The sequence below is a fragment of the Pseudomonas sp. NPDC089408 genome (genome assembly GCF_044749445.1).
In the GTDB taxonomy this organism is placed as follows: domain Bacteria; phylum Pseudomonadota; class Gammaproteobacteria; order Pseudomonadales; family Pseudomonadaceae; genus Aquipseudomonas.
Genome location: NZ_JBIVHY010000007.1, coordinates 101,704 through 114,755 on the forward strand (window position 1 = coordinate 101,704; position 13,052 = coordinate 114,755).

At 65.0% G+C, this 13,052-nt stretch carries 12 protein-coding genes; 2 read left to right on the forward strand and 10 right to left on the reverse strand.

The genetic code is table 11. The annotated features are described in order from the left end of the window. Positions 1 to 115: 115 nt before the first annotated feature. From ACIP02_RS13650 to ACIP02_RS13670, 5 genes are all read right to left on the reverse strand, one after another. Positions 116 to 1,528, reverse strand: coding sequence for a DOPA decarboxylase (locus tag ACIP02_RS13650; protein ID WP_400617316.1), 1,413 nt, complete (start codon positions 1,526 to 1,528; stop codon positions 116 to 118). A 185-nt stretch (positions 1,529 to 1,713) separates the two neighbouring features. Next, positions 1,714 to 2,658 carry a LysR family transcriptional regulator gene (locus tag ACIP02_RS13655; RefSeq protein ID WP_400617318.1) on the reverse strand — a complete coding sequence of 315 codons (945 nt, stop codon included), beginning with the start codon at positions 2,656 to 2,658 and terminating at the stop codon, positions 1,714 to 1,716. Positions 2,659 to 2,811: 153 nt separating this feature from the next. Beyond that, positions 2,812 to 3,522: a YebC/PmpR family DNA-binding transcriptional regulator gene (locus tag ACIP02_RS13660; RefSeq protein ID WP_400617320.1), complete on the reverse strand. Its 711-nt coding sequence runs from the start codon at positions 3,520 to 3,522 to the stop codon at positions 2,812 to 2,814. 164 nt (positions 3,523 to 3,686) lie between these two features. Continuing rightward, positions 3,687 to 5,078, reverse strand: a complete 1,392-nt coding sequence (locus ACIP02_RS13665) for an FAD-dependent oxidoreductase (protein WP_400617322.1) — start codon at positions 5,076 to 5,078, stop codon at positions 3,687 to 3,689. A gap of 14 nt (positions 5,079 to 5,092) precedes the next feature. Beyond that, complete coding sequence (locus tag ACIP02_RS13670) at positions 5,093 to 6,409, reverse strand: MFS transporter (protein ID WP_400617324.1); 1,317 nt, start codon at positions 6,407 to 6,409, stop codon at positions 5,093 to 5,095. A 243-nt stretch (positions 6,410 to 6,652) separates the two neighbouring features. On the opposite strand from ACIP02_RS13670, the gene ACIP02_RS13675 reads away from it, so the two are divergent. Then, entirely contained in the window at positions 6,653 to 7,522 is an 870-nt protein-coding gene (locus tag ACIP02_RS13675) for a LysR substrate-binding domain-containing protein (RefSeq protein ID WP_400617326.1), read from the forward strand. 139 nt (positions 7,523 to 7,661) lie between these two features. Then, positions 7,662 to 8,033: a DUF2784 domain-containing protein gene (locus ACIP02_RS13680; protein WP_400617328.1), complete on the forward strand. Its 372-nt coding sequence runs from the start codon at positions 7,662 to 7,664 to the stop codon at positions 8,031 to 8,033. On the opposite strand, the gene tam is transcribed toward ACIP02_RS13680, so the two are convergent. The 5 genes from tam to ACIP02_RS13705 all read right to left on the reverse strand — a co-directional run bounded on the left by tam (position 8,023) and on the right by ACIP02_RS13705 (position 13,044). Further along, positions 8,023 to 8,799, reverse strand: coding sequence for a trans-aconitate 2-methyltransferase (gene tam, locus ACIP02_RS13685; RefSeq protein WP_400617330.1), 777 nt, complete (start codon positions 8,797 to 8,799; stop codon positions 8,023 to 8,025). The genes ACIP02_RS13680 and tam overlap by 11 nt on opposite strands. Positions 8,800 to 8,991: 192 nt before the next feature. Continuing rightward, positions 8,992 to 9,309: a TonB-dependent receptor domain-containing protein gene (locus tag ACIP02_RS13690; RefSeq protein ID WP_400617332.1), complete on the reverse strand. Its 318-nt coding sequence runs from the start codon at positions 9,307 to 9,309 to the stop codon at positions 8,992 to 8,994. A gap of 30 nt (positions 9,310 to 9,339) precedes the next feature. Then, on the reverse strand, positions 9,340 to 9,462 hold the full coding sequence (locus ACIP02_RS13695; RefSeq protein WP_400617334.1) for a hypothetical protein: 123 nt from the start codon (positions 9,460 to 9,462) through the stop codon (positions 9,340 to 9,342). A 207-nt stretch (positions 9,463 to 9,669) separates the two neighbouring features. Continuing rightward, a complete protein-coding gene (locus tag ACIP02_RS13700; RefSeq protein ID WP_400617336.1) occupies positions 9,670 to 9,864 on the reverse strand; it encodes a hypothetical protein in 195 nt (64 codons plus the stop codon). A gap of 33 nt (positions 9,865 to 9,897) precedes the next feature. Continuing rightward, on the reverse strand, positions 9,898 to 13,044 hold the full coding sequence (locus tag ACIP02_RS13705; protein ID WP_400617338.1) for an efflux RND transporter permease subunit: 3,147 nt from the start codon (positions 13,042 to 13,044) through the stop codon (positions 9,898 to 9,900). Positions 13,045 to 13,052: the final 8 nt, after the last annotated feature.

Sequence of the window (13,052 nt, forward strand, 5' to 3'; positions counted from 1 at the left end):
CCTATCGCGACACGAGGCCGCTCCTACAGGGGATCCGCGCAAGCCCACACCGACGCGATCCCCTGTAGGAGCGGCCTGGTGTCGCGAAAGGGCCGCAAAGCGGCCCCGGGCAATTTCAACCTGTAACCACTTCCCGCAGACGCGCCCACAACCGCTCCACATCCCCCCGCTCAGTCGGCAAGGCCCCGATCGACACCCGCACCATCCACCGCCCATCCAGCGTCGCCGGCGTCACATACGCATCCCCGGACGCATTCAGCCGCTCAGCCCACCCTTTGGTATGCGCATCCAGCGCCTCCCCTTCCAGCCCTGCCGGCTGATGGCGAATGCACAAAGTCTGCAACTGCACCGGTGCCAACACTTCCCAGCCTGGCGCAGCCGCAACCTGCCCCGCCAGCCACTGGGCATTGTCCAGGTCACGCCGCAGCCGCGTCTGCAACGCTTCAACCCCTTCGCTACGCAACATGAACCACAGCTTCAACGCGCGGAACCGGCGGCCCAGCGGGATGCCCCAGTCACGCAGGTTCTTCACCTCGCCATCCACTGCCGATTGCAGGTAGCTGGGGTTGGTGCTCATCACCCGGATCAGGTGCTGCGGGTCGCGCACGTAGTAAATGGAGCAATCGAAGGCCACGCCCAACCACTTGTGCGCGTTGACCACTACCGAATCGGCCAGCTCGATGCCATCCCACATCCAGCGGCATTCCGGCAAGATCATTGCCGAACCGGCCATGGCCGAGTCCACATGCAGCCACAGGCCATGGGCCTGGGCGATCTCGCCGACCGGGCGCAGCGGGTCGAGAGCGGTGGTGGTGGTGGTTCCGGTGGTGGCCACTACGGCGCAGGGCTGGTTGCCGGCGGCCAGGTCTTGCTCGATGGCCGCCTGCAACGCCTCTGGGCGTAGGGCGTAGCGTTCGTCGGTGGGGATCAGGCGAATGTTGTCGCGGCCAAAACCGGCCAGCAGCGCGGCCTTGTCCACCGAGCTGTGGGCGTGGGCGCTGACATACACGATCAACGGCTTGGCTTCGGCCTGCAGGCCGCCGCGCACCAGGGCGTAGTCGGTGGCACGCTCACGGGCACTGATCAGTGCCACCAGGGTGCTGGTCGAGGCGGTGTCCTGGATCACCCCGCTCCATTGACCAGACAGGCCTAGCAGTTGGCGCAGCCAGTCGAGGGTGGTTTCTTCCAGTTCGCTCAGCGCCGGGCTGGACTGCCACGACAACCCCAGTACGCCCAGGCCGGTGCTGAGAAAATCACCCAGTACCGAGGACAGTGTGCCGTTGGAAGGGAAATAACCATAGAAGTCCGGGTGCTGCCAGTGGGACAGGCCGGGCATGACCAGCTGGTTGACGTCGTCGAGGATGGCCTCGAAGGGTTCGCCTTGCTGGGGGGCCTGTTCTGGCAAGGCGGCCTTGAGGTAGCCGGGCTCGACCTGGGCCATGACCGGGCGTTCGCCGACAGTCTGGCGGTAGTCGGCGATCAGGTCGATCAGCTGGTGGCCGTATTGGCGGAATTGTTCGGGGGTCACGCTGGCTCTCCTGTGGGTTGTCCGTTGCCTGTCCCGGCCTATTCGCGGGTGAACCCGCTCCTACACAGGCCAGCGTAGACCCTTGTAGGAGCGGGTTCACCCGCGAAGAGGCCGGAACAAACAACACAATGCCCCCAGTCTAGGCACCTATGCCAAACCGAATAACCCCACATCACGCATAGCTGCTATGGCAAACCCGCATGCCCACCCTGCACACCGAACTGCGACTGGCGCCACAACTCGAACACCCGGTTGCGCAACCAGCGGTGTTCGGCCGAGGCCTGCAAGCGCTGGTGCCACACCACCCAGTAGCGCTGGCTGTGGTCGATGAAGCCCAGCGGCCGCCAGGCCAGGTCATGCAAGCGGCTCAGCTGCCGGGCAATGTGCTCGGGGACGGTGGCCACGGCCTGGCTGTTGGCAACCACTTTGACCGTAGCCGAGAAAAACGGCACTTCCAGGCTGACCCGCCGCTGCAGGCCCTGGGCGCGCAGGTGGCGGTCGATGAAGCTGTCCTTGTCGCCACCGCCGGAGATACGCACGTGCTTGTGGGCCAGGTAATCGGCCTGGCTGAGCGCGGTATGTGCAGCCAGCGGGTGGTCAGGGCGCATCAGGCACACCGCGCGGTCCTCACCCAGCAGGCGCCCGTGCAGGTTGGGCGGCGACTCATCGAACAGCGTGGTCGCCAGGTCGATTTCGCCGCTGGCCAGCAAGGCGTACTGGCCGGCCTGCCAGGTGCGGTACTCCAGCGAAACGCCCGGTGCTTCCTGTTCCAGCGCAGCGACCAGCAACGGCAGCATGTGTTCGGCCACATAGTCCGAAGCAGCCAGGCAGAAGCGCCGCTCGCAGCGGGCCGGGTCGAAGACTGCGGGCTGACGCAGGGCTTGCAGTTCTTCCAGGACTTGGCGCAGCGGTTCGACCAGGGTTTCGGCGTGTTCGCTAAGCACGTATCCGCGCCCTTGGCGCACCAGCAAGGGGTCGTCAAACGCTTCACGCAAGAGGGCCAGCTGGCGGCTCAGGGCCGACTGGCTGACGCCCAGGCGCTCGGCGGCGTGGCTGAGGTTTTTCAGCTGCAGCAGGTGGTCGAGGGTGCGCAGGTGGGCGAGGCTGAGGGAGGCGAAGGTGGGGTTCATCGGGGTTCGGCTCCGGACTGCTGCGAGGGCTTCGCCCTCGTTTCGCGACGCAAGGCCGCTCCTACAGGGACCGCATCTACCTGTGGCTTGCGCGGTCCCTGTAGGAGCGGCCTTGTGTCGCGATGGGCCGCAAAGCGGCCCCAATTACACAGATCAGTCAGTCAGACCAACATACACGTTCTGCACATCATCGTTCTCGTCGATCGCTTCGAGGAACGCTTCAACCTCGGCCAGCGCTTCAGCACTCAGGCTGGCCGCGCTCACCGGGTTTTTCGGGGTGTAGCCGATCTTCGCCGAGGTCACGGTGAAACCTTGCTCCGGCAGGGCCTTTTGCACCGCGTCGAGGTCGGTGGTGTCGGTGATGAACAGGGTCGAGCCCTCTTCTTCACCGTCTTCAAAGTCCTGGGCACCGGCTTCGATGGCGGCCATTTCCGGGTCGGCATCGCCTTCCGGGGTGGCTTCGATCAGGCCGACGTGGTTGAAGTCCCAGGTCACCGAACCGCTGGCACCCAGTTGGCCCTTGCGGAACAGCACGCGGATCTGCGCGACGGTGCGGTTGACGTTGTCGGTCAGGCATTCGACGATCAGTGGCACCTGGTGCGGGGCGAAGCCTTCATAGCTGACGGCATGGTACTGCACGGCTTCGCCGTCCAGGCCAGCACCTTTCTTGATGGCACGCTCCAGGGTTTCACGGGTCATCGAGGCTTTCTTGGCCTGGACAATGGCCAGGCGCAGGCGCGGGTTCATGTCCGGGTCGGCGCCAGACTTGGCCGCAATCTGAATTTCCTTGGCCAGCTTGCCCATCACCTTGCCTTTGGCATTGGCCGCTGTTTCTCTATGTTTGGCTTTCCACTGTGCGCCCATGTCGACTCTCTTTGTTTCAGCGGCCGGTTCAGGAAGCGACCGGCCAAAAGTGGGTGCAGTTTATACGCCCTCGAGCCGGTGTTCGACAAGTAATCGCTGGGGGCCGCTTCGCGACCCATTCGCGACACAAGGCCGCTCCCACAAAAGCGGGTATCGCCAAAGACTCAGCCTTTATCGGCTTTACCTGCCGCCGCCGCAAACCGCGCCAGGCGCACATCCAGCCGGCGCGGGCGCAACCCGTGGTCTTCGGCGCGCTCCTTGCGGCGGATGGCATTGCGCACCATCAGCGACCCCAGGTAGCGGATTGGCTCAGGCGGGAACAGCCCCAGCGGCCCTTTGACCAGCGGCGAGCGGGTCCACGGGTTGTCCAGCCCCAGCGCCAGCGACGACAGGATCTGCCCGCCCATATGGCACGGCCCCACCCCGCTGCCGGAATAGCCAAACCCGTAGAACACATTGCCCTGCCCGTCCAGCCGGCCAAAGAATGGCAGCCCGGTCACCGAGCGGTCCGACGGGCCGTTCCAGCTGGCCGCCAGCGGCACCTCGGCCAGCGCCGGGAAGAACCCGCCAAGGCTTTCGCGCAGCAATGGCCGGTACGGTGATGGCTGGTCGAACACCGGCAACATGCGCCCGCCATAGGCAAAGGTATTGCCACCCTTGCCCAGCATCAGCCGGCCATCGGACGTGTTGTGGTAGTAATGCACGAAAATGCGCGAGTCGAGCACGCTGATGCCGCTGTCCAGGCCGATCTGGCGCAGCAGTTCGGGGCACGGTTCGGTAATGACCATGTCGCTGGAGACAATCGCCACGCTGCGCTCGAACTGTGGAAAGGCCCGCGCCATCCAGGCGTTGAGGCCCAGCACCACGCGGTCGGCGCGCACGCTACCGTTGGCCGTGCGCACCTGCACCGGGGCGCCATGCTCCAGGCCAGTCATGGCGGTGCCCTCGAAAATGCGCACCCCGCGCTGCAACGCCACCCGGCGCAAGCCGCGCACCAGCTTGCCCGGCTGCACGGTGGCAGCGGCTGGCGAGAACCAGCCTTCCAGGTGCCGCGCCGAACCGGCCAGGCGCTGCACCTGCTCCAGCGGCAGGCGGCGGAACGCGTTGATGCCCTTGTGCTCAAGCGCGGCGATCACCGCATCGGTGGCGCCTATCTGGGCGCCATTGGTAGCGGTGTACAGCGTGCCGTCCAGACGGTAGTCGCAATCGATGCCATTGGCCGCACAGAACGCGCCGATCTCACTGATGCTGCGCTCCGACTCACGCACCAGGCGCACCGCCTCGGCCGCACCGAACAGGCGCTCAAGGGTGAAGTACTTGGCCGACCAGGACAACGCACACCCGCCATTACGGCCACTGGCCCCGGCACCGCAGATGTCGGCCTCGATCAGCATTACATCCAGCGCCGGTACCGCCTCCTTGAGCATCAACGCCGTCCACAGGCCGGTATAACCACCGCCGACGATGCATATATCGCAACGGGCGTCGCCTTGCAGCGGCGGGCACACCGCCTCCTGGGTCGATGCCAGGGCCTGTTGCAGCCAGAAGGGTCTCATCCGCTCGCTTTCCTTTAGGTACGCAGTGGCTTGATTGCCATGCTGGTGTTCGGTGCCACATCGCTGCTCTGCGGGCTGCTGGCCGGGCGGCTGTTCCAGTGCGGCAGCAGTACCAGCGCCGAGAACAGCGCGCAGCCGGCAAACACGATGAACACCGTGACGCCATCGAAGTAACCTGGCAGCAACCCGCCCAGCACCGCGCCCACCGAACCGCAGCCGTTGACGAAGCCCGCTGCGGTGGCCCCGGCCTTGGCCGTGCCGAAGTCGATGGCGGCGGCGCCGCTGATCATCGAGTCCGGCCCGTACAGGGTCAGGCCCATGACAAACAGCAAGGCCACCACCAGCATCACGCTGCCGGTGTGCATCGCCGCCATGAACGCCGCCAGGGTCACCGTCAACAGCACCAGGCTGATCACGCAGGCCGGCATGCGCCGGGCGCCAAACAGCTTGTCGGAGGCCAGGCCAATCATGATTGGCCCCAGCAGCCCAGCCAGTTCGAAGGCGGTCGGGATGATTGCCGCGCCCACCTTGCCCACCGAGGGCATCTGCTCGAAGACGATCACCGGCCCCCATAACAGGATGGCGTAGCGCGCCGGCTTGAGCAGGAAGTACGCCAGGCCCAGGGTCAACACCGTGCGGTTGCGCAAAATCTCTTTCAGCGGTGCCCACACGCTGCACAGGTTGTCGGCCGGGGCCATGCTCTGCGGTTCGGGTTCCACCGCCGGCAGGCCGACGTCTTCGGGTTTGTTGCGCTGCAGGAAGAAGAACAGCACCGCCACCAGCGCCACCACCGCGGCGCTGGAGAAAAACGCCGCGTGCCAGGTGCCGACCAGGGTATAGGCCCACCAGCCGGCAAACGGCGAAGCCACCAGGCCGCCGAAGGCATAGCAGGAGCTCCACAGGCCCAGCACCCGCCCGCGCTGCGAGGCCGGGAAGAAGCTGCCAATGTTCTTGCACAGGCCGGCCCAGCCGGTGGATTGCGCCAGGCCCTGCACCAGCATGCAGGTGGCAAAGATCGGGAAGGTGGCGTAACTGCCCATCACCACTGCCGCCACGGCGGATATCAGCAACCCGCCAAGCACCACCACGCGCGGGCCGAAGCGGTCGGCCAGCATGCCCCAGGTGAACTGGCCCACGGCATAGGCGGCCAGGTAAATGGCGTCGAGGTTGGCCATGGCGGCCTTGTCGAGCATGAAGGCCGGGTCTTCGGCGATGCCCAGCTTGGCCACCGAAAAAGCTTTGCGGGTGAAGTAGAAGGCGGCGTAGGCCAGCCAGGTGATGGCGAAAATCTGCATGCGCCAACGTTTGAACGCGGCTAGGGATTGATTCATTTAAGTCTGACCTCTTGCTTGAGTGTGCCGGCAGAATGTGAAGAAACGCCTGTCTTGTTCTTGTGTTACGCACAGCGATGACGAGGCTGTCATCGGGTCAGGTGGCACCGGGTGGGCACCGTGGCCCTGGCGGCACTTGTGGTGCCTGCGTCGGGCTGAAATGCATGGAAACAGTTGCGGAAAAATAAATAAAATCGATTTATCGTATTACACACATAAGCTCAGCTTGTTACTGAGGTGGTCATGTCGGTTTCCCACGCACAACTCAAGGCTTTCCATGCGGTCGCCGTGCACGGCAGCTTTACCCGCGCGGCAGAAAAGTTGTTTCTGACCCAGCCGGCGGTGTCGGACCAGGTACGCAAACTGGAGGAACGCTTCGGCGTGTTGCTATTCCACCGCAACAAGCGCTCGGTGCAGCTCACCGATCTTGGCGAGCGCCTGTTGGGCATCAGCCAGCGCCTGTTCGCCTGTGAAGCCGAGGCCCATGACCTGCTGCAGGATTCGCGTGCGCTGCACACCGGCAGCCTGGTGCTGGCAGTGGATGCGCCGGTGCACGTGCTGCCGCAGATCGCCCGCTTCTGCCAGCGCTACCCGGGCATCCAGGTGAAGATCGAGACCGGCAATACCGATGAGTCGCTGGCCCGGTTGTTCAGCTACCAGGCCGACCTGGCCCTGCTTGGCCGGGATGTCGACGATGAGCGCCTGCACTGCCTGCCGCTGCGGCGCGACCCGATGGTGGCGTTTGTCTCGCACAACCACCCGTGGGCCAGCCGCGGCTCGATCAGCCTGGCGGATCTGGACGACACGCCACTGGTGTTGCGCGAACCTGGCTCGGTAACGCGACAGACGCTGGAGGAAGAGATGCAGCGGGCCGGGCTGCGGATTCGCCCGGCCATTCAAGTGGAAGGCCGCGAGGCCGCGCGTGAGGCGGTGGTGGTGGGGATTGGTGTGGGGGTGGTGTCGGCGGCGGAGTTTGGCGCCGATGCGCGGGTGTGTGCGTTGCCGATTGTCGATTGCCAGCGGCATTTGACCGAGACCCTGGTGTGCTTGAGCGAGCAGCGTACGCGGCGGGTGGTGGCGACCTTTTTGCAGATGGTTGAGGAAGGGTTGTAAGCCTGTGCCGGCCTATTCGCGGGTAAACCCGCTCCTACAAGGGTTATGCATTCCAGTGTAGGAGCGGGTTTACCCGCGAAGAGGCCGGTACAGTCAACCCAACTATGCTGGGATAACCTCCCCTCCCGGCACTCCCCCCATGCTCTACCGCCTCGCCGCCGACACCCTGGTCCTGCTGCACCTGGCCTTCATCCTGCTGGTGCTGTTCGGTGGCCTGCTGGTACTGCGCTGGCGCCCTGCCCTGCTATTGCACCTGCCGGCCCTGGCCTGGGGCCTGGCGGTGGAATGCCTGCACCTCGGCTGCCCACTGACCACCTGGGAAAACCGCATGCGCAGCGCCGCCGGTGACGCGGGCTACCAAGGCGGCTTCGTCGAGCACTACATCTGGCCACTGATCTACCCTGCCGGGCTGACCCCGCACATCCAGCTGCTGCTGGGCAGCTTCGTACTGCTGCTCAACCTGGGCGTCTACAGCTACGTGGCCTGGCGCTGGCGCCGCCCTAGCGGGTAGCGACAACGAACAGGCGCGGGAACGGCAACAGCACCTTGCCGTCGGTGGCCGGCGGGTAGTCGCGCTGCATCGCCTGCAGGTACATCTGCAGGAAGCTGGCCTGCTCCTGTTCATCCAGCCTGGCCAGATAAGGCCGCAGCGCCGAGCCCTTGAACCATTCCACCACCGCTTCGGCGCCACCCATTAACGGGTGGTGATAGGTGGTGCGCCATACATCCACCCGCGCGCACAACGGGCTGAGCAGGTCGTAATAGAACGCCGCGCTATGCCGGGGCGGCAGCTGGAAGTCGGCGAACTTGGCCGCCCAGGGGCCCTGGCTGGCAATCTCGCGCAATTGCCGGTGGGCGGGCTCGTCGAGGTTGTCCGGGGTCTGCACGGCCAGGCTGGCGCCTTCGCTCAACTGGCGTACCAGGTGCGGGTACAGCGAGGCGTGGTCGGGTACCCATTGCAGCGAGGCATTGGCGAGGATCAGGTCCTGAGGTTCGGGCGCGGACCAGCCGCTGATATCGCCGATAGCCGTGCGTACCCGGGGGATGCACAGCCGCTTGCGCTCGCGGGCCTTGGCGATCATGTCGGGGTCACTGTCCAGCACCGTCACCTGGGCGTCGGGGTAGCGTTGCAGCAGCACTTCGGTGGAGTTGCCGGGGCCACATCCCAGGTCGGTGGCGTGGCGCACCGGGCGCGACGGGATGGCGGCGAGCAGGTCGCGCACGGCGCGGGTGCGTTCATCTTCGAACAGGGAATACTGGGTGGCGGACCAGGCCATGTGTAGCTCCTTAGTGCGGGCGGTGTGTTCAGCATATGCCATCTAGAGCCCTGTGCGGTCCCTGTAGGAGCGGCCTTGCGTCGCGATGGGCTGCGAAGCAGCCCCGGCAATCTATGCCAGCCACAATTTTGGGGCCGCTTTGCGGCCCATCGCGACGCAAGGCCGCTCCTACAAAGGAACGCATCCCTGCCTTCAGAAGTCCCAGCGGGTGGTCACCATGAGGTTGCGCGGCTCGCCGTAGTAGCCACTGTAGAACGTGGTATCCAGCGCACTGAGATACTTTTTGTCGAACAGGTTGTTGACGTTCAGCGTGGTCGAAAGCTGGTCGGTGATCTGGTAACGGCCCATCAGGTTGAACACCGCAAACTGGCCCTGCTTGGCCTTGACCGTCTTGTCCAGGTCGGTAGGCGCGGCAGTGAAGTGGATGCCGCTCTGCCAGTTCATGCCACCGCCCACGGTCAGGCGGTCCAGTTCACCGGGCAGACGGTAGGTGCTCCACAGCTTGACCATTTTGGCTGCCGGTCTGCTGGGCCAGGGTGTTTAGTGAACGGTCCAAGCGTTGGCCGGAATATCCAGGCTGTAGGTGGCGCCTTGTGCCTGGACGCTGGCACAGGCCAGTACGCTGGCGGCGAGCAGCGTCAGCGGTGAAAGGTGGTTACCCATGTGTTCCCCATACGATTCAAGTGACTTCACCGGAGTGGCGGTTGGGCATGGGCGGATGTGGATGTGTGGATGAAAATAATTATTGATTGCCTGCACCGGCCCCTTCGCGGGCTTGCCCGCTCCCACAGGTCACGCGTTCGTGACGGGAATCCTGTGGGAGCGGGCAAGCCCCCGAAGAGGCCGGTGCAGGCGGTCAATCAACCCGGCCTATGACCAGGCCTCCATCAACAGGCTACCGGCCAGCAACAACGATAACAGGCTGGCCTTGGCCGCCTTGCCAGCCTTGCGCCGGCGTGCGGTCATGGCCTTGCCTTCGGCGAGCAGCGCTTCGCGAGACGCCGGCCGATCACGCAACGCTTCGCTGAACCGCATCCAGCGGGTCGGCCCGGTGCTTGCCGTCACGCTTACCCTGGCTCATGCCTGGCCCCCGGGACCTTAACCCTCCTGCGCCTCTTCGCGCCGGTACGCCCACTGATACAACGCCGGCAACACCAGCAAGGTCAGTGCCGTGGAAGACAGAATCCCGCCAATCACCACCGTCGCCAGCGGCCGCTGCACCTCAGCCCCGGTCCCGGTCGCCAGGGCCATGGGTATGAACCCCAGCGACGCCACCAGCGCCGTCATCAGCACCGGCCGCAAACGGGTCAACGCGCCTTCTTCGACCGCCGCCCGCAGCGTGTGCCCTTGCTCACGCAGCCCACGGATAAAGGCAATCATCACCAACCCGTTCAGCACCGCCACCCCCGACAGGGCAATGAACCCCACGCCGGCAGAAATGGACAACGGTATATCCCGCAGCCACAACGCCAGTACCCCGCCGGTCAGGGCGAACGGGATGCCGGTAAACACCAGCAGGCCGTCCCTGAGATTGTTGAACATCATCAGCAACAGCGCCATGACCAGCAGCAAGGCCACCGGCACCACCACCTGCAGCCGCTGCGCCGCCGACTGCAACTGCTCGAACTGGCCACCCCAGCGCGTCCAGTAACCCGGTGGTATCTGCACCTGGCCAATCAAGGTCTGCTCGGCCTCTTCGACGAACGAACCCAGGTCGCGCCCGCGCACGTTGGCGCTGACCACCACCACGCGCTTGCCATCTTCGCGGCTGACCTGGTTCGGGCCCAGTTGCAGCTTCAACGTGGCCACCTGCGACAACGGGATGAAGCCGATCTGCCCTGCCCCCGCTGCAGCATTGGCCGGCACTGGGATCAGCAGGCTGGCCAGGCCGTCCACATCGGTACGCAAAGTCTCAGGCAGGCGCACCACCATGTCGAAGCGGCGGTCGCCCTCGTACAGTGTGCCGGCCTTGCGGCCACCCACGGCAATGGCGATGGCGTCCTGCACATCGCCCACGTTCAGGCCATGGCGGGCAGCCTTGTCGCGGTCGATGTCGATGGTCAGCACGGGCAGGCCGGTCGTCTGCTCGACCTTCACCTCGGACGCGCCAGGCACGCGCTGCAGGCTGCTGGCGATCTGCGCGGCGGTGCGGTTGAGTACGTCCATGTCATCGCCGAACAGCTTCACCGCCACATCGCTGCGCACCCCGGAAATCAGCTCGTTGAAGCGCAGCTGGATCGGCTGCGACAGCTCGTGGTTGCTGCCCGGTACGCTGACCGCCGCGCGTTGTACTTCGGCAATCAGTTCATCCCGTGGCTTGCCCGGGTCGGCCCACTGCTCGTGCGGGCGCAGCATCACGTAGGCGTCGGAAATGTTTGGCGGCATCGGGTCGGAAGCAATCTCGGCGGTACCGGTGCGGGCGAACACCCGTTCCACTTCCGGCACCTGGGCGATGATCGCCTGCTCCAGGCGCTGTTGCATGTCCACCGACTGCGACAGGCTGGTGCCCGGCACCCGCAGGGCCTGCAGGGCAAAGTCGCCCTCGCTCAGGCTGGGTATGAATTCGCTGCCCATGCGGCTGGCCATCACCCCGGACAACAGCACCAGCATGGCGGCCCCCGTAAATGCCAGCTTGCGCTGGCCCAGCACCCAGGCCAATACCGGGGCATAACGCTGGCGCGCCGTGCGCATCACCAGGCCTTCTTCTTCCCTGACCTTGCCGGTAACAAACAGGGCAATCGCTGCCGGCACGAAGGTGACCGAGAGGATCATCGCACCCAGCAAGGCCATGACCACGGTAAAGGCCATGGGGTGGAACATCTTGCCCTCGACCCCGGTCAGGGCAAAGATCGGCAGGTACACCACCATGATGATCAACTGCCCGTAGATCAGCGGCCGGCGCGCCTCGCGGGCGGCGGCAAACACCTCATGGAAGCGCTCGGCACGGGTCAGCATGCGGCCATGGCGCTGCTGGGCATGGGCCAGGCGGCGGATGGCGTTTTCCACGATCACCACCGCGCCGTCGACGATGATGCCGAAGTCCAGCGCGCCCAGGCTCATCAGGTTGGCACTGACCTTGTTGCTGAACATGCCGGTGAAGGTAAACAGCATCGACAGCGGAATGACCATAGCGGTGATCAGCGCCGCGCGTATATTGCCAAGGAACAGGAACAGCACCGCAATCACCAGAATCGCGCCTTCGACCAGGTTTTTCTTCACCGTGGCGATGGCTTTTTCCACCAGGTTGGTGCGGTCGTACACGGTCACCGCGACTACCCCCTTGGGCAGGTTGCGGTTGATCTCGACCAGCTTGGCGGCAACCGCCTGCGACACGGTGCGGCTGTTCTCGCCAATCAGCATGAACACTGTACCCAGCACCACTTCCCGGCCGTTTTCGGTGGCCGCGCCGGAGCGCAGCTCTTCGCCCAGGCCCACTTCGGCGACATGGCTGACACGGATTGGCGTGCCATCGACACTGGAAATGACCACGTTGGCGATATCCTCGGCCGAGGCCACCTGGCCCGGTGCGCGGATCAGCAGTTGCTCGCCATTGCGCTCGATATAGCCGGCGCCGACGTTGGCATTGTTGCGCTCCAGCGCCGCGATCAGGTCGTTGAGGGTAAGCTTATAGGCCGCCAGGCGCTTGGGCTCCGGTGCAATCAGGTATTGCTTGGCATGGCCACCAATGCTGTTTACCTCGGCCACCCCGGGCACGTTGCGCAGCTGCGGCTTGATGATCCAGTCCTGGATCACCCGCAGGTCGGTCAGGGTGTAAGGCGCACCGTCCTCCTTGAGTGCGCCTTCCTCGGCTTCCACCGTCCACAGGAAGATCTCCCCCAGCCCGGTGGAGATCGGCCCCATGCCGGCCTCGATGCCCTCTGGCAATTGTTCGCGCGCCCCCTGCAAGCGCTCGTTGACCAACTGGCGGGCGAAGAACAAGTCGGTATCGTCATCGAAAATGACCGTGACCTGCGACAGGCCCGAGCGCGACAGCGAGCGGGTCTGCTGGAGCCCGGGCAGGCCGGCCATGGCGGTTTCGATGGCGAAGGTGATGCGCTGCTCGGTTTCCAGCGGCGAGTAACCCGGGGCGGCGGTGTTGATTTGCACCTGGACGTTGGTAATGTCCGGCACGGCGTCGATCGGCAGCTTCTGGTAACTGTGGATACCCACCGCAGCCATCAGGACCACGGCCAGCATCACCACCAGGCGCTGCTCGATGGCAAATTGGATCAGGCGTTCGAACATGCAGGAGT